Raw genomic sequence first — 22,347 nt, 5'->3', positions numbered from 1 at the left:
ATAATGAAGAATATTAAAATAGCTATTATTGGTTTAGGTTATGTTGGTCTTCCCTTAGCAAGACTTTTCGCCACAAAATACCCTGTTATTGGGTTTGACATCAACCAAGGTAGGGTTAAACAACTTCAATCTGGAACCGATAGCACATTAGAAGTTGCTGACGATGTGTTAAAAGAAGTCCTGAGCGACACCCCAAGTATGAATAAGGGCTTACATTGCTCCTATGACATTGAAACGATTACAGACTGTAATTATTACATCGTTACCGTTCCCACTCCTGTTGACAGTACCAATAGACCCATATTGACTCCTTTGTACAAATCCAGTGAAACCGTTGGGAAAGTTCTTAAAAAAGGAGATACGGTAATATATGAATCCACGGTATACCCAGGTGTCACAGAAGAAGAATGTGTCCCTGTTCTTGAAAAAGTAAGCGGACTAAAGTTTAACAAAGACTTTTTTGTGGGCTATTCCCCAGAAAGAATAAATCCGGGAGATAAAGAACATACCGTTGAAAAAATACTAAAAGTTACCTCAGGTTCTACACCAGAAGTTGGAAGGAAAGTGGATGATTTGTATGCCTCGGTCATTACAGCTGGGACTCATTTGGCTCCAACAATCAAAGTAGCCGAAGCCGCTAAGGTTATTGAAAATTCTCAGCGTGATATAAATATTGCTTTTGTGAATGAGTTAGCGAAAATTTTCAACCTAATGGATATCGATACGGGTGCCGTTCTTGAGGCTGCTGGTACGAAATGGAATTTTCTACCATTCAAGCCCGGTCTTGTTGGAGGTCATTGTATAGGTGTTGATCCTTACTATTTGGCGCAAAAAGCACAGGAGTTCGGTTATCATCCAGAAATTATCTTGGCCGGTAGACGTATGAATGATGGTATGGGAAAATATGTCGCATCGGAAGTCATTAAATTGATGGTACAACGAGAAATAAAAATTAAAGCCTCCAAAATGCTCGTTTTAGGTATCACCTTTAAGGAAAACTGTCCCGATGTACGAAATACAAAGGCCGTGGATGTCATCAGCAATTTAAAAAGTTACGGAGCCGATATTAGCATCTACGATCCATGGGCTTCAAAAAATGAAGTCGAAGAAGAGTATGACATGCAAATAACAAACCAATTACCAAAAGAAAAGTACGACACTATTGTGCTTGCTGTAGCTCATAAAGAATTTTTAGAGATTGACCTAAGAGGTATGTTAAACCCCAATGGAGTTTTATATGACGTAAAAGGCATCTTAGAATGTGAAGTTGAAGGAAGACTTTAAAATCAGATTCTTACAGGTTGATTTTGATCAACCAAATAATGAAAAGAGCAGGACATAGGTCCTGCTCTTTTGTTTTCTCCCCCTCTAGCAATAAATACTGTTGCACCTACTCTTTAAAGTATTTTGCAAAAATTTCCATTTTCATCTATTAAGTCTGCTATTTCTTAATAAAACTTACCGTTCATCGAATTTATCAAAAAGAGATGTGCACTTCATCTATTAAAATGCTATTTCAACAACAATATTTGCCTTTGTGGGTTAGTACTTTTGTAAACAGGATACTACTATAGTATTACCTAAAACAAAAATCAAAATTATGTAATCCAAACTTACTAAGAAAAGGATCCCAAATCCCAAATCTTAACACCTACTTATGAAAATTCTAAATATAAAAGCCATTAATTTGGCCATGCTATTATTTATCCTAATTTTAAGTATTTCTTGCAGCAAGGATACGGACTTACTTGCCGAGTATGTCGTTGCCGACTCCCAAGAAGCCAGGTTGACCGGAAACCTATTTATAAATGACTCCTATGTATTGGCAGGTAAAGATATATTGGTTTTAGATGTATTGGCCAATGATGTAATCACTAATCCAGATAAAGTAAAAATTGTTGATACCTCTCAACCAGAGAATGGCTCCGTCACTATCAATGAAGACAAAACCCTTACATATATACCCGATAGTGTAAATGAAAAACCTGAATCTAATAATGAAGGTAACGTAGAAATAGATCAAGAAAAACCACAAGAGCCAGAACAAACCATAGAAGAAGAAGAAGAAGAAGAAGAAGAAGAAGTGGTCGAAAAATCTTCGGATTCTTTCACCTATACCACGGAAACAGAATTGGAAGATGGCAGCAAAGAAACTAACGAAACTTCAGTTATTATTTCTCAAAACTTTGAAGAACTTAAGGCCTTTCCAACCGCAGAAGGTTTTGGAAAAAATGCTACTGGTGGTCGTGGTGGTTCAGTAATTCATGTGACAAATTTGAACAATAGCGGAGCTGGTAGTTTAAGGGAGGCAATTAAAAGTCACGGCATTAGAACTGTAGTATTTGATGTTGCAGGAACTATTAATATAACCAGTCCATTAAGTATAGGTAGTGTTAATTATGCTGATAATGTTGCTTTAGAAAATGTTACCATAGCAGGAGAAACAGCTCCTAGTCCAGGCATTACAATAACGGGAGCAGGTATTAATATTTACACTTCAAATGTCATATTTAGATATATAACCATAAGGGTCGCTGATGGAGAAAAAGATACGGCTGGAGCTGAAGATTGTTTAAGAGTTAAAAATTGGGGCGTTAGTGGATACGCTTTGAAAGATGTAATTATTGACCATGTAACCCTAACTCATGCTAGTGATGAAAATTTTAATATAGACGGTAAAAACCTAACCTCAAATGTTGAGCGTGTTACGTTTCAGAACAGTATGCTTGGGTTGTCAGACAACGATTATAATATACTTATTGGAAGTTATGTTCACGAATACTCTTTTATAGGAAATTATTTGCACGAGTCAAAAGGTCGTAATCCATATATAGGTTACGGGGTATCTAAGGAAACAGGAGAGTTTATAAACAACATTGTATATGGTGATATGGGAGGGTTAATAGTGTACGGGAATATCTTTGATTTAATTGGGAACATTTATAAGGGGTTTTCATCTTCAAATGCATTCGCATACCCTACAATAACATACGGTGCAAATGCAATAAATAACCCTGATGGAGAAGAAAGTGACGGTGCTTTGTTCGTAGGCGACAATGTATTCATAAACCCGCCCAGCAACGGTTCTTACGCTTCTAATGTAACAACTTACGCAAAGCCGTCCAGAGTTATTGTCAATAGCCTAAAAACATCATGGGAAATTACGCAGTCAAATATAGAAGATAGGGTTTTTGTTGATTCTGGGGGAGTAGGAAATAGTATTCATAGAGAGAGTTTAGACCAGTCGCATATAGACAACTATTTTCAAAATGACGGAAGTTTTACTATTCCGTCCGTACCATCCAAAACAAGCACATCAAGAGGCGCATCCTATGACACCGATAATGACGGTATTGCGGATAGTTGGGAAACCAATATTGATGGGACAGTCGGTATTAAAGACAATAACGGTGACCATGACGGTGACGGATACACAAACTTAGAAGAGTTTCTTCATTTCCTTGCACAAAACTAAAGTCAAAAAAGCCAAACTATTTATGATACCCTTAAATTTATTTTCCGATATCATTAGAAAATTTAGCTTTTCTCGCGTAACTCATTTTTTTTAAACATCTTTGTCAACCAAAGAATTTAAAAAAAATAATAGCGGTTTGATTTAAACAAAAAATGTACTGAATTACATTTTTTAAAGAAAACAATAAATTGGAAAAACATCCAACATCAAATTCAACCATTTTATCACTGCAGACTACCCCCCTACTCTCTGTAATTATTCCTGTATATAATGCTGCCGGGTATTTAAATCGCTGCATAGAAAGCGTAATCAAACAAAGCTATGCTAACTTAGAAATCATTCTTATTGATGACGGGTCAACAGATGATAGTTGGAATATCTGTAATGTTTATAAAAAAAAAGATAATAGAATTCTAATTAAACAGCAATCGAATGCTGGATCAAGTGTGGCTAGAAATACGGGGTTAAGAATAGCTACTGGTGACTTTATAGCTTTTGTTGATAGTGATGATTATATAAATTATGAAATGTTTCATAATATGATATCATTTGCTCTTGAAAATAATTTAGAGGTTGTAGAATGTGATTTGGTAAAATCAAATAGTATAAAAAACTCATCTGTTAAGCACAAATATTCATTTATAGAAACGCAAGAAAATGCAGTTGAACGATTACTTAGGGAAAAAAATTGGTCCGTTTGGAGAAGAATATATAAATATAATGTAATTTCCGAATTAAAATTCATTCCCGGAAAAATCCATCAAGATGTTTTTTTTACTTTAGATGTTTTGAATAAAATAGAAAAGCAAGGTTACGTCGCAGAACAACTATACATTTATAACACTGAAAATGAAAGTATAACAAGAAGCGCCTATAATATGAAAAAATTAGATGCAAAAGACGCTCCTTATTATGTTTTCAACAATACTCAACAATACAATCTAACAATACGTACTTTAGCCAGTACGTATCTAATAAGAACACTTTTAAGTCATTATGACCGTCTATTTTTTAACAGTCATTTAGATCAAAGCTATACTTATAGAAAGGAAATAAAAAAAGAAATTGTTAAACAATTAGACTTTGACTACAACAACAATTCTCTCTTCGCTACCTTAGCTAAACTTTCTCCGTTTTGGCTATATAAGATTATTTTAAACTTAAATGAATTCCGAATAAAAATAAGATTAATGTTGTTAAAACTGTAATGTCAAGACTCAAGAACACAATTCAAAACGCTAAAGTCAGCGTCTTTTTTCACGTAATTTTTATTTTCACCCAGTTTTTCGCTCGCAAAATTTTTCTTGATAATCTAGGCGACGATTTTATAGGCCTAACCTCTACTCTGCAGAGTTTTCTAAGTTTCTTAAACTTAGCTGAGTTAGGTATAGGTACGGCTATAGGATTCACCCTGTACAAGCCTATATTCGATAAAAATTATGTTGAAATAAACCATATAATTAGGTTTTTCGGCAATGTTTATAAAAAAATAGGACTTGCTATCATTGGGCTTTCTCTAATACTTTCGGGCTTTTTTCCCTTAATTTTTGAAAACACTAACATTTCGCTGCCACTTATTTATTATGCTTTCTTTACTTTTTTAACAAGTTCTCTATTAGGCTATTTTTTTAACTATCATATGTTATTGTTTCAGGCTGACCAAAAAGAATATATGGTAGCCAAATACCTTCAAACGTATAACATTTTGAAAATAGTACTTCAAATTATTTTTGTTTTCTATTTTCAAAGTTTTATCGCCTGGATTACACTTGAACTTATCAGCTCAGTTCTATTTACAATATCACTTCGTAAAAAGACCAATTCACAATACCCTTGGTTAAAACTATCTTTTAGTAAAGAAGAAACAAAAAACGAATTCAAATCTTATCCCCAACTAATAAAAAAGATAAAACAAATCAGTCTCCATAAAATAGGGACATTTGTATCTAATGGTACAGATAACATTCTAATATTTTCATTTATTAATGTAGAAACAGTAGCTTTTTTTGGTAATTATCAATTGATAATATTAAACTTCGCTACTCTGCTCAATAAAATGTTTTCAGGAACCAATGCCAGTGTAGGTAACCTTGTTGCCGAGCATAATCAAGCTTCCATTAAACAAGTCTTTTGGGAACTGATGTCTTTCCGATTTTTCATTGCTGGAATTGTCGGAATTGGTATCATTACGTTAGTAGACCCTTTCATCGTACTTTGGTTGGGTGAAAAATATATTCTCTCTGATTCAACCGTAGCTCTTTTCGCTATTAATTTTTTTATGTTACAGATCCGACAACCAGTAGACGTTTTTAAACAAGCATATGGTCTTTATTCGGATACTTGGGCTCCTATTGCCCAAAGTGTGATAAACCTTTCCGTTTCCGTCCTTTTAGTAACTAAATTCGGTCTAACGGGAATTCTTCTTGGCACAACTTGTAGTCTTGTGTTAATTATTATGCTGTGGCGCCCTTTTTTCCTTTTTACCAAAGCTTTTCACCTTCCCTTTTACCATTACATTATTGGTTTCCTAAAATTAAGTCTAACCTTTATTCCTGTATATATTGGCACGAGCTTTATCATAAATAATTTTTTGAAATCAGACATAAACAATTATTATGACTTTATCACCTTTGCGATATTTGTCTCTATAATTACGATTGGTTTTTATGGTGGCTTATTATATCTAACAGATCGATATTTTCGTGATTTAATTAAACGTTTAATAAATGGTGTCAAAAAAAGATAAGTTTTTTTAAATCCGGTTCACCAATGAATCCTCCTTTTTAAATTTCAACCTACGAATTGGAAATTGAACCGATATCTAGCGTTAGCTGTATTAAATAATGTATTTTCGTGGTTTTCAAACTCTTCATGACAAGTTGAGTAATTTTTTAAAAACTTCGTTATATAAACTCGCAAACTATGTTCAGCATACTTACTCCTACTCATAACAGAGCAGACGTAATAGATAGAGTATACACATCATTAAAAAACCAAACGTGCCAAGATTTTGAATGGATAATAATTGATGATGCAGGAACGGACAATACTTCAGAAGTTGTTAGACAATGGCAAGAAGATGAGAATGATTTTAGAATCGTATATCATAAGCTCCCTAATAATGTGGGCAAGGCTCCGGTAGTGAATTTTGGCATAGATAAATGCACTCATCCAATTACTATTATTGCTGATGATGATGATACATTTACAACAACTATGTTGGAAGATTTAAAATCTATATGGGATACCATAGACAAAACAGAAAACGGACAACAAATTGGAGCTGTATGGACTCTGGTCCAAGATGAAAAGGGAAATATAATTGGTGAAAAATTTCCATCTAACTTTTGGCAAGTAAACTTTAAGGAAAGAGTTTTAGATAGAAATGGGCCGCCATTGGGTGAAAAATGGCATAGTTGGCGTACCTCCGTCCTTCAAGAGTATAAAAAATTTACAAATCCCAATTCTAGAGTGAACCCTAGTGTTTCATGGAATAGAATTAATAAGGATTTTGATTTCCTATGTGTAAATATGGTACATCGCACTTATTGTTTATCTGAAGACGGTTATATACTTCAAAAAAAAACACGCTTAAAAGTAGAAAAAAGACATTATTATTCTTCTTTTTATGAGTTGGAAAAAGTGCCTTTTTTCAAAATACTAAATAAAAAATACTATCGTAAAGTTGGCTTTACTTATATCAAAGCATTTTATTTTTACAGAGATAATCAAACACGTTTAAGCACGAGTAAGCTTCTTGCTTGTATGATTGCTTTCTGTATAGAATTACCGAAAAAGTTCATTTCAGCCATAAAATCATAATAAAGGATAAATTTGCAATATAAATTTAGTTCAATGGAACGAAAAAAAATTGCTTTTGTAATTTACAGTTTAGAGTCTGGTGGTGCCGAAAGAGTTATTACCGAATTAGCAAATAATCTAATACTGGATTATGATGTTTATATAATAACTTTGGTTAAAACCAATCCATTTTATGAATTAAACCCTAGAATAACATTGCGGTATTGCTCTGACGTTATTAAGAATGATACTACACCTATTAAATCTATTTATGATGGGTTGAATAGGGTTAGAACATTATCCAAAATTCTAAAGGAAAATAAAATTCAACTGGTTATTAGTTTTATGACATCTTCTAACATTTACTCCATCTGGGCCTCTAAATTATCTCGAATTCCTTGTATAGTAAGTGAAAGAGCAAATCATGACATATACAAATTACCTAAACTACTTGAAGTAACCAGAGATATTAGTTACAGATTTTGCAAATATCTAGTGGTTCAAACTGAAGCTAACAAAATTTTTTACTCGAAAAAACTAAGTCCCTCTAAAATAATTGTAATTCCTAATCCTATAGCTGAAGCTCTTTCCTTCAAAAGGAATAAAGAACCAGACCGTTTAAAAAACATAATTTTAAATGTAGGCAGCTTCAAGAAAGGAAAAGCACAAGAACTCTTAATACAGGCTTTTTCTAAGATTAAAAACGAAGATTGGCAAGTTGTTTTTGTAGGTGATGGCCCTACTAAAAAGAAAAACATTGATCTCACAAAAAAACTGGGGCTTGAGAAAAAAATAAACTTTGTTGGAAAACAGCAAGTGATATATAAATATTATAACCAAGCAAAATTATTTGTATTTACATCTGAGCATGAAGGCTTCCCAAATGCCTTACTGGAAGCTTTATATTTTGGAATTCCTACCATTTCTACAAACTGTAAACATGGTCCCACTGATTTAATTAAAGATAAAGAAAATGGGTTTTTAATTCCTGTTGGAAATCAAAATGTATTACAAAAAAAAATGTCTCAATTGATGAATGATATAGTTTTGCAAAATAAGTTCTCTGAAAATGCCATGAAGTCGACAGAGAAATATAAAATTACATCCATTGTTAAATTATGGGAAAATTATATTACTAAACTAGTCTAAAATCTTATGACAAGAGAGTTGATTAACCCAAATGAATTACTAAAACATACCATTTTAGCACTTATCGTACTTAATATTCCTGGGTTTGTTCTTACTTATATGAATCCAGTTTTGTCATCAGTACTTAGCTATTTATCATTCGGGCTTCTTATCGTTTTTTATTTTATGAATAAACGTACAGGATTTAACCCCTGGTTTATTGTTATTGGATTATTATACTTTGTAATTTCTAGTTTATCCGGACAATCTTATATGCCCCCACTACAAGTTCATTTAATAATTTGGATAAAATATTTCATTATTATTATATGCGGACATGAAGTGGCGCAAAGAACATCTTCTAAAGAACTTTTTATTTTTCTGTTAATTGGAGCACTAAGCATTATTTTTCAAATCTTTCTGTTTAACAATCCGTTAAAAGATTATGGTAGATATAGTGGTTTCTTTTTAAACCCAAATTCAGGAGGCTTTATATGTATATTAGGATACGGATTAAGTTATACATTAAAAAATCCTAAATTTAAATTAATAGCACAATGGATAATTACATTAATGGGGCTATTGACCTTTTCAAGAACGTTCATTCTATTGTGGATTATGATAAATTTAATATCAATTAGAATCTCTATTAAGAATGCAAACAAACTGGCTTTAGGCTTTGGATTAGTTCTTGTTTTGGTTACATACAACTCATTTTTACCAGTCCAAAATAAGAGACTAACTCAACTAGCGGGTACTTTGAGTGGTGATTCGAATGCGGCTAACGATCTGAATGAAGGATCACGTTTTGAAACGTGGGAAACCTTCTACAGTTTCATTCTTGATAAACCTATCTTCGGTAATGGTTTTGAATCTTTTGGAGGAGGTGGTGTTGGAGGTTTTTTAGGAGTACATAATTCATATTTGAAGATATTAGGAGAAGCAGGTATCATACCATTTTTTTTGTTGATATTATTTTTTATAGTAATAACAAAAAAAAGCCTTAAGCATTTTTTTGTAAATCCTAGCTTACTTTTTATGTCTATTGCGTTGGCAAGCGTATTAATGACTAACCACGGTTTTTTTACTAGTTCGTATTTACTATTTATAGCATTGTGGATTTTTTCTGCCTTAAGCAAAGCTGACGAAAAATTATTAGGCAGTCAATATTCCGAAAAGACTTAAAACTAGAGAAAAATAAAATTGTAACACCTTAAACCGTTTTGTATATTTTAGCATTAACTAAGTTGGTGTTAATTTATATTAACTAACACTTCAATACAATAGAAACATCTAATGATGGTTATCTAAGTTTAGAACTAGTTTCAAAATACCTAATCAGAATAAACAAATAAAAATCTAACTCCAAATATAGTAGGCATATTGAAATCTATATTTAAAACCATTATCCAAACTCTTAGACAACCTATTCAACAAAATTATAATGTGCGGAATCTACGGAACTACAATAGCTTATAGCGAAGATCAAGTTAAACAAAAATTAGAAATTACTTCTTTTAGAGGTCCTGATGAAACAGGTTGGGAAATTTATAAAAATGAAGGGTCCAAAATCACTTTTGGGCACAATCGATTATCTATAATTGATTTAGACCCGAGGTCTAACCAACCAATGAACTACAATAGTGATATTCATATTGTTTTTAATGGTGAAATCTATAATTTCAAAGCTTTAAAAAATCAACTAAAGAACAAAGGATATTCTTTCAAAACAGAAAGTGATACAGAAGTCATTTGTGCATCATATCTCGAATATGGAATGGATTGTGCCAATCACTTTAATGGTATGTTTGCTTTTGTAATTTATGACGCTAATAAAAACATTCTTTACGGAGCTAAAGATAGATTAGGACAAAAACCTTTTTATTATTACTTAAATGGCAATCAATTTGAATTTGCTAGTCAAATATCTTCGATTAAATTGTTTAATAACAATCTTTCAATTTCAGAAAAATCAATACAAGAATATTTGACATGGAATTCTATTCCTTCTCCTAACTCAATTTTTAATGAAGTTAAAAAGTTAGAAGATGGCCATTGGTTTATTTATAACCTGGCTAATTCCGACTTTAAAACTCACCAATACTGGGATATTGATTGTTCCAATAACACTATTTACAAAAAAAGTTATAAAGAAGCCACTGAAGAATTAGAAGAACTGCTAACTGATGCTGTAAAAACTCGTTTGGTCGCAGACGTACCTGTAGGTATTTTTTTGTCAGGAGGAGTTGACTCATCACTAATTGCCGCTTTGGCTGCAAAAAATAATTCCGAAAAGATTAAGACTTTTTCGGTCAAATTTAATGAGGAAGGGTTTGACGAAAGTTCTTATGCTAAAAAGGTTGCAAACCATTTAAATACCGACCATTATATTATTGAATGTGACTATAATGAAGGTATTGATCTTATTCAAAATTTTTGTAGTTATTACGATGAACCATTTGCCGATTCTTCTGCTATTCCATCCATGCTTCTTGCAAAACATACCAAAAAGAAGGTAACTGTTGCCCTTTCGGGAGATGGAGGAGATGAGAGCTTTTTAGGATATCGGCGATATAATTGGGTCAAATCAAAACAAACAACCTATCAAATACCTTATTTTATAAGGAACGTTTTGAGCTCACTGCTTCAAAATATTCCTTATAAAAATAATCGTTTTAAAAATTTGTCAGGCTTTCTGAAATTGAAAAATATAGAGGAAGCTTATTTAAAATCTATAACGAGTCCAGATGTCTCATGGTTGGAACGGACTTATGAAACAGATAAGGTTGCAGAATTGAAATATCTTTTCCATAATAAAAAGAACATCTATGAGAGAATTTCAGATTTTGATATTAAAACTTACCTATCTTGGGATATCAACACAAAAGTAGACAGAGCAAGCATGGCCTATTCACTGGAAGCTAGATCACCCTTGCTAGATTATAGAGTTGTTGAGTTCGCTGAATCGTTACCTTCTGATTTTAAATTTAATGGCCACAATCAAAAAAGAATTTTAAAAGATATACTTTATTCACATGTTCCTAAACAATATTTTGATCGACCAAAATCTGGATTCAGTATGCCTCTGGGCATTTGGTTTAGAAACGAATTAAAAGATTATGTACAATCTGAATTAAGCCTAGATAACCTAAAATCTATACCTGGTATAAAACCGCTCGAAGTCCAAAAATTAATAAAGCAACATATGAACAATGATTATAGTCATCATACTATGATATGGAAACTTTTAATATTAAGACAATGGTTGTCAAAAAATGCCTCTGGCCTATCAATACAATAGCAACTGACTAACTATAAAAGTTAATATCATTGTGTAATTTAATAGCGTATCCAGTATGATGGGAGAAATCTATATTCCTGTAAATTTCCTATATTAGAATGAATCAGCAAGCCCTAACCAATCGTTATTATGAGAAAAAAGATTGACTACCTACACCGTCATACAATTTTGGGGTATTATTTAATTCAACCCATATATTTCCTGTTTGGTCTTTTAACCAAATTCATGCCTGATAAGAATTACATAAAATTGAAATTCAAATGGCATATGGGATACCCCCTAAACCTTAAAAACCCGGAAACACTAAATGAAAAAATAAACTGGTTGAAATTACATGATAGGACACCTCTTCACACCATGTGTTCAGATAAGTACAAAGTAAGGGAATATGTCATTGGAAAAATCGGAAATGAATATCTTGTACCCCTTTTTCTCGAAACATTTGATCCATACGAAATTAAACCAGAAAACATCCCCGAAACACCCTGTATAATTAAGGCTAACCACGACAGTAGTGGAGGGATATTTGTATACAACAAAAGTAAAGTAAACTGGATTGAAGCCAGAAAAAACCTAAAAAAGCGCTTAAAACAAAGCTACTACTGGAGCTCTAGGGAATGGCAATATAAAAATATTGAACCCAGAATTATTGTAGAAAAACTACTTCAAGATAAAAATGGCAACATTCCATTCGACTACAAGGTGCATTGCTTCAATGGTAAAGTTAGAATGGTATCGGTTGATGCTGGACGAGATACTGATGAACATCACAGAAATTGGTATTCCCAAAATTGGACTAGAGAACCCTACAAATGGTCCTCTCACAAAGGGACGAAATATACCGACCCAAGCGATACAGATATCGAAAAGCCCAAAACCTTTGATTTGATGAAAAAACTATCGGAAAAGCTAGCACAGCCCTTTTGCTACGCAAGGGTTGACTGGTACGATGTTGACGGACAGCTTTTTTTTGGAGAAATCACTTTTCACCATGACGGAGGTTACCTCCCTATAAAACCAGAAATTTGGGATAAAAAGTTAGGTCAATTATTAAATATAGAAACCGTTGAAAAAAAATAAAATCAAAACTATTTTTATTATCCCTAATTTAATGCCGGGCGGAGCTGAAAGGGTCATGTCTTTTTTAGCAAAAAATCTAAATTCCTCAAGTTTCGAAACTACACTTCTTGTTTTAGGTCATGAGGCAAATACCGCTTATGACATAAAGGGTGCTAATGTTGTCTTTTTAAATAAGACAAGGGTTCTTACTGCTATTCCAAACTTAATTTTACATCTGTTAAAAGAAAAACCGCAAATCATTATGAGTTCTATTGATCATCTTAACGTATCAATGGGCATGATTTCCCCTATCTTTCCTAAAATCGTCTTTATCGGTCGTCAAGCCAGTGTTAGCAAGGCCAGTTCAGATTATCAAGCAAAAAGTACCAATACGTTTTTCAGTATCTTAAGAAAGTGGGCTTTACGAAAATTGAATTATATCGTTTGCCAATCTTATGATATGTATTTGGATTGTAAACAAGAATACCAAATACCAGAAAATAAACTCAAAATAATTCACAACCCCATCACAGAAAATTTTAGTGTAAAACATAATGAGCCTATAGACAAGAATCGAGTCACTCAGTTCATCACAGTAGGAAGACTCGCTATTATTAAAGGTCATTTGAGAATACTTAACGTACTCTCAAATATTAAATATCCATTCGTTTACACCATTATTGGAAGCGGCCCCGAAAAAGATTCGATTAAAAATTCTGTTGATGCACTGAACTTAACCAGTAAGGTGAAATTTGTGGATTTCACAAATGATGTCGAACGATATCTTCGGGAAAGTGATTTTTATCTTCAGGGTTCTTTTGCAGAAGGTTTTCCGAATGCTTTACTTGAAAGTTGTGCCGTAGGTACTCCCGTTATTGTATTTGACGCTCCTGGGGGTACTCGAGAAATAGTCGAAGACGGCGTAAACGGCTTTATTGCAAAGAATGAGAAGGAATATTTTCAACACCTCAACAATCTAGAGCATTTTAATCCTAAAACCGTTTCCAATTCCGTTTACTCTAAGTTCGATAAAAGTATAATCTTGGAAGATTACAAGTCCTTTTTTCTAAGTATCACCAAATCAAAATAAATTGAAAGTTTTAATCCATCCTCCATCACTATATCTCTAGCACTTTAGATCTCATCCTTTTGAAATCTATCGGCCTATAATTGAAAAAACATTACAAATGACAATAGCCCTCTTTATATACTCTTTAGCTGGCGGTGGCGCTGAACGTGTAGTCTCATACCTTTTGCCTTATTTAAAAAGTAATGGACACACCGTACATTTAGTGTTAATGAACAACACGATCAGTTATGATGTTCCTGAAGACATTCCCGTTCATTATATAGAAAAATCACAGGCCAATGAAAACGGTATTTTCAAACTAGTTAAACTTCCATATTTGGCATACAAGTATGCTCGACTCTCTAAAAAACTAAAACTCACGCACTCCTTCAGCTTATTGTCTAGACCCAATTACGTAAATGTTTTAATGCGGTATATGAACAAAAGACCGCCGAAAATTATTGTTAGCGAGCGTAATTATGCAAGTATGCAGTATGGCTATGGTGATGCGCAATCAAAAATTAATAACATATTGGTTAAAAAGCTCTATCCAAAAGCCGATTTTGTTATTGGAAACTCAGAGGCTAACGTCAAGGATTTGATTGATAATTACAATATTAAACCAGAATTAACTGGGGTCATACAAAACCCCATAGATATTGACAAAATTGACAACATAGAACAAAAAGAAAACTTTTTTGACCCTGCCTATTTTAATATGATTACGGTGGGAAGAATGGAAGTTGTTAAAAATCATAAGCTTTTGCTAGAAGCTATTGAAAAAGTTCCTAAGGTAAGATTGTATCTATTGGGGCGTGGTCATCTTCAAACAGAATTAAAACAACTTGTTGTCGATTTAAACCTCGAAGACCGCGTATTCTTCCTTGGTTTTGACAATAACCCTTATCAATACTTAAAAGCAGCCGATTTATTCGTTTTCGGCTCCAATCATGAAGGATTTCCCAATGTATTGTTAGAGGCCATGTGCTGTGGGTTACCTATCTTGACCACAAATTGCAAGTCAGGCCCTAGCGAAATAATGAAACTGGATGAGCCTCATGAAACTGAAATTATGCAAACATCTTACGGAATTTTAACGCCTGTGGGCAATGTAGACTTAATGGCCAAAGGAATGACTTATTTTTTAGAAAATCCTGAGTATTTAAAAAGTTGTAAAACACATGTTCTTGAGCGCATAAAGGACTTTAGTAAGGAAGGAATCCTAAAATCTTATGAACTAGCTTTATCCAAAGTTATTTGGTGCAAACACCTTAATAGATAATGAAAAGAAAACTTTTTAGAATTGCCGCGGCCCCTGGCTCTCTTGCCGTGCTTTTAAAGGGCCAGTTGCGTTTCATGAACGAGCATTATGAGGTGAGCGCAATAGCTTCCGAAGGTGAGCAACACCAAACTATTAGGGAAACTGAAGGTATTAACACTATAGTGGTAAATATTGACAGGAGGATTAATATTCTAGCCGACTTCAAATCACTTTACAAATTATACACCCTTTTTAGAAAAGAAAAACCGTTTATTATTCATTCCATCACTCCCAAGGCTGGACTTTTAAGTACGGTTGCTGGATATTTGGCAGGAGTACCCAATAGATTACACACTTTTACAGGACTAGTGTTTCCCACTCAAACTGGAATGATGAAAAAGATGTTGATTTTTTTCGATAGAATAATCTGTTATTGTGCTACCAATATTTATCCCGAAGGCCAAGGTGTGAAGAATGATCTTATAAAATATAAAATCACCAAAAAACCTTTACAAATTATAGGACATGGCAATGTAAATGGAATTGACCTTTCTCATTTTGACCCCGAAATCTACCCCAAAAATAAGCAAAACGAAATACGGGAAAGCTTGAATATTCAACAGCCAGATTTTGTTTGGACTTTTGTAGGCCGTATTGGTTTCGATAAAGGTATAGAAGAAATGATTAACTCATTTACTAAAATACAAAAGCATTCTAAAAATTCTAAACTGTTACTTGTAGGGCCCTATGAAAAAGATATGGACCCATTGCCTTTTTCGATAGAAAAAGAAATTGAAGAAAATGATTCCATAATATCCGCCGGTTGGCAGCAAGATGTTAGACCCTATTTTGCTATCTCGAATATTTTTGTTTTCCCTAGCTATCGAGAAGGCTTTCCCAACGTTCTGTTACAAGCAGGTGCCATGGGTATTTACAGCATTGTTACCAATATAAATGGCTCCAATGAAATAATTGAAAATGGAGTAAACGGCACCATAATCCCTGTAAGGGATAGTAATGCATTAACAGAAGCCATGTTAAACTGTTTGGAGAATACGTCAAAACATGAAAATCACAATAAAGAATACAGGCAGCTAATTGCTAAAAAATATAATCAAGAGTATGTTTGGTCCGAACAATTAAAAGAATATCAACTCCTTGACTAATTAACATTCATCCAATTATACTAAAAAATGACAGCTAGTTAGCTAGATACTAAAAGTAATATAGGTTTCTACTTAAAACCAACATCTAGACCTATCACTAGTTGTATTTTAACAAAAAACCAAGTACTTGGTCTATATCCAAAATTAGTCGGTATTTTTATAGTTATTTTGCGACAGCAATTAGATTTGTTTTATGATTTACCGATACTTTTTTAAAAGATTGATTGATTTTATAATGGCATTGTCAATTTTAGCATTGACCTCGCCCATTATATTGCTTGTCATTGTCTTTTTAGGAGTTGCAAATCATGGTAGTATATTTTTTATTCAAAAACGCCCAGGAAAAAGAGGCCGAATATTTAAAATACTAAAGTTCAAAACCATGAACGATAAAAAAGATGCTTCCGGCAATCTTCTACCCGATGAAGTTAGGCTTACTCCTGCAGGAAAATTTGTTAGAAAAACGTCGCTTGATGAATTACCTCAATTGATAAATGTATTGAAAGGAGATATGAGCTTAATTGGACCTCGTCCTTTATTAGTTTCTTATCTACCTCTATACAATGAATATCAAAAAAGGCGGCATGAAGTCAAACCTGGCATAACGGGATGGGCACAAGTAAATGGCAGAAATGCTATTTCTTGGGGTAAAAAATTTGACTATGACGTCTGGTACGTGGATCATCTAACCTTTTTACTGGACATAAAAATACTCGTATTGACCGTATTGAAAGTGATTAAAAGTGATGGTATTTCCTCCGATACAAGCGCTACCATGGAATTATTTACAGGAACAGGAAATAGCAAATTATGCGATTAAGTATCATTATACCATGTTATAACATGGAGTTGTACCTACAGGAATGTGTTGATAGTCTTTTACTTCAAAACCTGGACAGCTCAGAATATGAGGTGATTATTGTGAATGATGAATCTAAAGACGGAACATTACAAATCGCTCAGGATTACGAAACAAAATATCCGCAAATTAAAGTAGTAGACAAAAAAAATGGAGGTGTAGGAGCTGCAAGAAATTCAGGATATGACCTTGCCACAGGTAAATATGTCTATTTTTTGGATCCAGATGATTACGTTGCTCAAAACACCCTTCCCAAATTACTGGATGTTTGTTCAGGTAATGATTTGGATATTTTGACTTTCGTCAGCAAATCAGTAGTAAGCAAACCTTATCCCTATTCTAACAACATAGATTCTTTAGATATCAATAATGAAATAGAGATTAAAGATGGTATCACATATATTGCTGACAAAAAACATAAAAATGAAATTTGGTGGTATTTGATTAAACGCGATTTTATCAAAAACACTGGTATTCGGTTTATAGAAGGCAAGTGGATGGAAGATGCTATACTTACTTCAGAGTTGTTCTGCCAAGCTAAAAGAATAGCACATACTACTTTAGACGTACATAGGTACCGTATTTTGCCCACCTCGGCAATGCGGAATAAAAGTCCCGAGCATTATAATAAAGTGATTTATGACAATGCTAATGCAGCACATGTATTTGCTAAGCTAATAGCAACGATTCCAAGTAATCACCCTAACGCAGCGGCTTGCATCAAACGTTTAAAAACAAGACAACAATCTTTTGTCTTTTTTCTTATGGTACGTTTAATGAAGTCAGATATCTCAGTTTCCGAAATTCCGGCCATGTTATCAGACTTTGAAAAAATAGACGCTTATCCATTAAAGAAATTTATTGGAGAAGATTATCATGGAATAGGCTATTCCTGCCTGGTTTTCGTATTTAACAGAAAACCTTTGATCAATCCATTCATAAAGATGTTCCGATCTTTTTATACTTTAACACAATGAATATCCTCATATCTTCTGCCGGTAGACGTGTCTCTCTTGTTAGGGCATTTCAAAAGGAACTTAAAAAAATATATCCTAATGCAAAAGTTTATGCCTCAGATGCAGATCCAACACTTTCTGGCGCATGCCAAATAGCCGATGGTTATTTTAAAGTACCCTTTGTTACTCATCCTGATTACTTTGATGTGTTAATCGAAGAGTGTAAAAATCGTAATATAGGATTACTCATTCCGACGATTGATACGGAACTATTGCCTTTAGCGCAAAATAGATTGCTTTTAGAAAAGAACGGAATTACCCCCGTTGTAGCTTCTACTGATTTTGTTGGTAAATGCAGAGATAAAAGACAAATTCATAATTTTTTTGAAGAGCATAATGTTGCCGTCGCAAAAGAATTTACGAAAGACGACTACACTTTACCCCTATTCATTAAACCTATTGATGGTAGCAGAAGTGTTGACACGTATCTAATAAAAGAGCAAAAAGACCTAACAGATTATCACTTTGAAAATGACAAGCTCATGTTCTTGGAGTATCTTGACCATGATGTTTATGAGGAATTCACATGCGATTTGTATTATGGGAAAGACAACAAACTTAAATGTGTTGTTCCTCGTATGAGAATTGAAGTTAGAGATGGTGAGGTTTATAAAGCTCTGACCGTAAAGAATCTTTTGGTTGATTATATCAAAGAAAACCTAGCTAGCGTTAGTGGCGCAGTAGGATGTCTGACCGCTCAATTTTTTGTACACAGCACAGAAGATAAAGTAAGAGCTATTGAAATTAACCCTAGGTTTGGTGGAGGTTACCCCCTATCCTACTTGTCCGGAGCCAATTATCCAAAATGGATTATAGAAGAGTTCACACAAGGTAAACAGATTGAAGAAAATTTTGATTGCTGGGAAAAAGACTTACTTATGATCAGGTATGACGATGAAATTTTGGTGCATGGATATAAAGGTTGATGAAAAATCAGTCATCGTTTTTGATTTAGACGACACACTCTATAATGAAATTGACTACCTCAGGTCTGCTTATTCGGCTATAGCCAAGGAGCTAAATCCAGAGCAATGGGAGAATCTTTTTGCTCAAATGTTTTCTATGTACCGAAACAAAGAAAATGTATTTGAGTATTTAACCACCACCTTTAAGATAGACAAAAAAGTTTTATTAAGTCTTTATAGGAATCATAATCCAATTATAAACACATTTAAAGGTGTTCTTCCTCTCCTAAAATCAATAAAAGAGAAGAAAGGCAAGCTTGCTATTATTACAGATGGTAGAAGTAAAACTCAAAGAGCAAAACTAAAAGCGTTAGGTATTGAAGAGTTCTTTGATAAAATTATAATTTCCGAAGAGTTAGGTACAGAAAAACCGAATAGGAAAAATTACCTAGCGATAGAACAAATTTTCAAGAACCATAATTACTGCTATGTTGCAGATAATGTAAGGAAGGATTTTATTACTCCAAATATTCTCGGCTGGAACAGTATAGGGTTGATTGACAACGGACTAAACATTCATAATGATTCGTTTCTTTATTTTACTGAAACGAACCTTCCTAAGGTTTTTGTAAAAAATATTAAAGACATTAATGTCCGTTAGAATAGCGGTTATTTTTTTATTGATAGTAGCAAAAAGTTGACAACCTTTCTTTTGTTAATCTTTGCTAAAGCAGTAAATTTGCTATTTCAAATAGTTATTCTAATTCATTGTACACAAATACTTTAATAAGTATTTAATTTAACTGATTTTTAATTAATTCTTAATCAAATGGCTTTTAAGACAAGTTATTTGCTGACTATTGAAATTAGGAATGTCCATTACGGATAAGGTTCGTTTTTTAAATCACATTTAAGTCAAACCCGAACCAAAACCTATGAGGCAGGCTTCATTGTCTCCTCAACCATTTAGTCAATTTAAATGATTGAAATCATAACGGAAAGAAGTGAGTGGAACAACATCATAAAAACCGTTGACCACTGTGACTTCTACCATACTTACCACTATCACTATCTTTCAAAAAGGGAAGAAGAGACCCCTATACTTATACATTACGAGGAAGAAGGCGCAAGTATTATACTACCTTTAATGCTACGCGAAATTGAGGGTACCAGTTATAAAGACGTCACCTCGGTTTATGGCTATGCGGGCCCTTTATGTAGTACTAAGAGTCTTAATTTTGAAAATACAAATTTTAAAAATGAACTGAAAAAGCTTTTTTTAGAGCAAAAGGTAGTATCCGTTTTTTCTAGACTTCACCCTTATATAGATCATCAAGAAGAAATTCTTGCCAAGATTGGTGATATTTCCAGTCCTGGCGAAGTGGTCTATATAGATCTTACTTTACCTCTAGATATACAGCGCCAACAGTACAGCAGCCGTTTAAAAACCTATATTAACAAATCACGGAAGGTTTGCTCCGTTAGAAAAGGCACTTCAGAAGAAGATATTCGCACTTTTATAGAAATCTATTACGAGAATATGCGTAGGGTAAGTGCAGATGAAAGTTATTTTTTTGATGATCGTTATTTCTACCAGTTCATGCTCAGCTCATTCTTTAAGACCGAACTTTTACTGTGTGTTATAGATGAAACTAAGGAGGTAATAGGTGGCGCCATGTTTATTAAAATGGATGACATTGTACAATACCATTTGTCCGGTTATAAAGAAGAGTATTTAGATCTCAATGCTATTAAACTAATCATTGATACAATGCGAATTGACGCAAGCGAAGAAGGTTACAAATACTTTAATTTAGGTGGAGGAAAAGGCGTTAAAAGCGATTCCCTATTTGCATTTAAATCTACTTTCTCAAAAAATCATAGACCTGCCAAATTTTGGAAGTATATTGTCAATCCAAAAGTATATAAAGAGCTTACTAAAAAACAAAAGGAACATTTATCTGACATTACGAATGATGGCGAAAGCAACTTTTTCCCGGCTTACCGCCAAATACCCAAACCTCATTAATTTTAATTTCTTTTGGTAAAGAATAATCCATTTCTATCCGATACTTACACCTCTATTTGGTCAAAGCATTTTGACCAAGGAAGAAAGGCCCTGAAGTTAGACTTCCTTAAAAATATTGGCTTTTACAAACATACAAGTTTACCGCTTCATGTTAATTTAGGAAAAACCCTTACCAAGGGTATGAACTATAGTCTAGCCCCTAAAAATTCAGAAGACTATAAAAAAAAGGTGTTTCTAATTTATGATGTACCCAGGTATTTCAATATAAATTCGTTCACACCTTCTGGTTCAACATTAAAAATACACAAATCAAAGCAGTATCCAGGCTTTGGAATAGAACTAGGCCAATACAATAACTTTAATGAGTACATGCTCTCTACATTTAGCAAAAGTAGTAGGTACAAATTAAATAAGTATAAAAAACGATTTGAAGCTTGTTTTGAAGTATCGTACAAGATGTATAGTGGTGAAATCTCAAAAGATGAATACGACGCAGTTTTTGATTCTTTCAAAAAACTGCTCACTAAACGTTTTGATGACAAGCAAATAACCAACAACAATCTAGACCCTAAGGAATGGCAATTTTATTATGATGTTGCCTATCCTTTGATACTCGAGAACAAAGCTTCTTTATTCGTAATTTATGATGGTAGTACACCAATTGGGGTTACACTAAATTATCATTCAGAAAACATTCTTTTTGATGCTATTACCGTTTTTGATATAGATTATGCCAAATTTCATTTGGGCTCTGTTACCATTATGAAACTCATTGAGTATTGCATATCCGAAAAAATAGATTTTTTTGATTTTTCAAAAGGATACTTTGATTATAAAACAAGGTGGTCTAATAAAACCTATGACTTTGAATATCACATTTTATATGATTCCGCTTCGTTTAAAGCTAAAACATTGGCTATAGGTTTGAAATCCTTTTTTGATTTTAAACAAAAACTACGCGATAAAAATGTAAATGAAAGATTGCATCGTCTTACTTATAAACTTAAGAATCGTAAAACTGAAACTCCCACTTTAGAAACCCAATTTAAATTTGAGGATATCTCTTCAGAGTCTATTCCAAAAGGACTTACTGAAATCGATTTAAACTTATCCGAAAATCATAAAATAAAGACCTTAGCATTTGAGTTTTTATATCTAAACGATGAATGTTCTATTAACCTTAAGACTTTAACTGATACTACAGACCAATACTATTTTATTGGAAAGGCTAAAAAAGTAAGGGTCTCCACCAACTAGTTTCATTTCAGTTCATTTAGA

The 22,347-nt window shown here is 33.3% G+C and carries 18 protein-coding genes; all 18 read left to right on the top strand.

All coding sequences use genetic code 11. The features are described from left to right. The first annotated feature begins 3 nt into the window (after positions 1–3). The 18 genes from IWC72_RS14455 (at position 4) to IWC72_RS14370 (ending at position 22,326) form a co-directional block, all read left to right on the top strand. Positions 4–1,284: a nucleotide sugar dehydrogenase gene (locus IWC72_RS14455; protein ID WP_194530250.1), complete on the top strand. Its 1,281-nt coding sequence runs from the start codon at positions 4–6 to the stop codon at positions 1,282–1,284. A 373-nt stretch (positions 1,285–1,657) separates the two neighbouring features. Continuing rightward, complete coding sequence (locus tag IWC72_RS14450; protein WP_194530249.1) at positions 1,658–3,475, top strand: Ig-like domain-containing protein; 1,818 nt, start codon at positions 1,658–1,660, stop codon at positions 3,473–3,475. 188 nt (positions 3,476–3,663) lie between these two features. After that, a complete protein-coding gene (locus IWC72_RS14445; RefSeq protein WP_194530248.1) occupies positions 3,664–4,683 on the top strand; it encodes a glycosyltransferase in 1,020 nt (339 codons plus the stop codon). Further along, positions 4,683–6,221: a lipopolysaccharide biosynthesis protein gene (locus IWC72_RS14440; RefSeq protein ID WP_194530247.1), complete on the top strand. Its 1,539-nt coding sequence runs from the start codon at positions 4,683–4,685 to the stop codon at positions 6,219–6,221. Before IWC72_RS14445 ends, IWC72_RS14440 begins: the two co-directional genes overlap by 1 nt. 176 nt (positions 6,222–6,397) lie before the next feature. Beyond that, positions 6,398–7,297 carry a glycosyltransferase family 2 protein gene (locus IWC72_RS14435; protein WP_194530246.1) on the top strand — a complete coding sequence of 300 codons (900 nt, stop codon included), beginning with the start codon at positions 6,398–6,400 and terminating at the stop codon, positions 7,295–7,297. A 33-nt stretch (positions 7,298–7,330) separates the two neighbouring features. After that, entirely contained in the window at positions 7,331–8,425 is a 1,095-nt protein-coding gene (locus IWC72_RS14430) for a glycosyltransferase family 4 protein (RefSeq protein ID WP_194530245.1), read from the top strand. A 6-nt stretch (positions 8,426–8,431) separates the two neighbouring features. Further along, complete coding sequence (locus IWC72_RS14425; protein ID WP_194530244.1) at positions 8,432–9,589, top strand: O-antigen ligase family protein; 1,158 nt, start codon at positions 8,432–8,434, stop codon at positions 9,587–9,589. A 259-nt stretch (positions 9,590–9,848) separates the two neighbouring features. After that, positions 9,849–11,705, top strand: a complete 1,857-nt coding sequence (gene asnB / locus IWC72_RS14420) for an asparagine synthase (glutamine-hydrolyzing) (protein WP_194530243.1) — start codon at positions 9,849–9,851, stop codon at positions 11,703–11,705. Between the two features lie 129 nt (positions 11,706–11,834). Then, positions 11,835–12,785: an ATP-grasp fold amidoligase family protein gene (locus IWC72_RS14415; protein WP_194530242.1), complete on the top strand. Its 951-nt coding sequence runs from the start codon at positions 11,835–11,837 to the stop codon at positions 12,783–12,785. Next, positions 12,772–13,854: a glycosyltransferase gene (locus tag IWC72_RS14410; RefSeq protein WP_194530241.1), complete on the top strand. Its 1,083-nt coding sequence runs from the start codon at positions 12,772–12,774 to the stop codon at positions 13,852–13,854. The genes IWC72_RS14415 and IWC72_RS14410 overlap by 14 nt, the downstream gene beginning before the upstream one ends. A gap of 97 nt (positions 13,855–13,951) precedes the next feature. After that, entirely contained in the window at positions 13,952–15,115 is a 1,164-nt protein-coding gene (locus IWC72_RS14405) for a glycosyltransferase (protein WP_194530240.1), read from the top strand. Then, positions 15,115–16,260, top strand: coding sequence for a glycosyltransferase family 4 protein (locus IWC72_RS14400; protein WP_194530239.1), 1,146 nt, complete (start codon positions 15,115–15,117; stop codon positions 16,258–16,260). The genes IWC72_RS14405 and IWC72_RS14400 overlap by 1 nt, the downstream gene beginning before the upstream one ends. 196 nt (positions 16,261–16,456) lie before the next feature. After that, positions 16,457–17,080, top strand: coding sequence for a sugar transferase (locus IWC72_RS14395; protein ID WP_194528175.1), 624 nt, complete (start codon positions 16,457–16,459; stop codon positions 17,078–17,080). Then, a complete protein-coding gene (locus IWC72_RS14390; RefSeq protein ID WP_226979576.1) occupies positions 17,071–18,096 on the top strand; it encodes a glycosyltransferase in 1,026 nt (341 codons plus the stop codon). The genes IWC72_RS14395 and IWC72_RS14390 overlap by 10 nt, the downstream gene beginning before the upstream one ends. Then, complete coding sequence (locus tag IWC72_RS14385) at positions 18,093–19,061, top strand: ATP-grasp domain-containing protein (RefSeq protein ID WP_194530237.1); 969 nt, start codon at positions 18,093–18,095, stop codon at positions 19,059–19,061. Before IWC72_RS14390 ends, IWC72_RS14385 begins: the two co-directional genes overlap by 4 nt. Next, entirely contained in the window at positions 19,045–19,701 is a 657-nt protein-coding gene (locus IWC72_RS14380; RefSeq protein WP_194530236.1) for an HAD family hydrolase, read from the top strand. Before IWC72_RS14385 ends, IWC72_RS14380 begins: the two co-directional genes overlap by 17 nt. Positions 19,702–20,019: 318 nt before the next feature. Beyond that, positions 20,020–21,069 carry a GNAT family N-acetyltransferase gene (locus IWC72_RS14375; RefSeq protein ID WP_194530235.1) on the top strand — a complete coding sequence of 350 codons (1,050 nt, stop codon included), beginning with the start codon at positions 20,020–20,022 and terminating at the stop codon, positions 21,067–21,069. Between the two features lie 12 nt (positions 21,070–21,081). Further along, positions 21,082–22,326: a GNAT family N-acetyltransferase gene (locus IWC72_RS14370; protein WP_194530234.1), complete on the top strand. Its 1,245-nt coding sequence runs from the start codon at positions 21,082–21,084 to the stop codon at positions 22,324–22,326. Positions 22,327–22,347: the final 21 nt, after the last annotated feature.

The organism is Zobellia roscoffensis, assembly GCF_015330165.1.
Classification (GTDB): domain Bacteria; phylum Bacteroidota; class Bacteroidia; order Flavobacteriales; family Flavobacteriaceae; genus Zobellia; species Zobellia roscoffensis.
The sequence above is the reverse complement of the archived record's forward strand: the minus strand, read 5'-3'. Positions and strand labels throughout refer to the sequence as shown.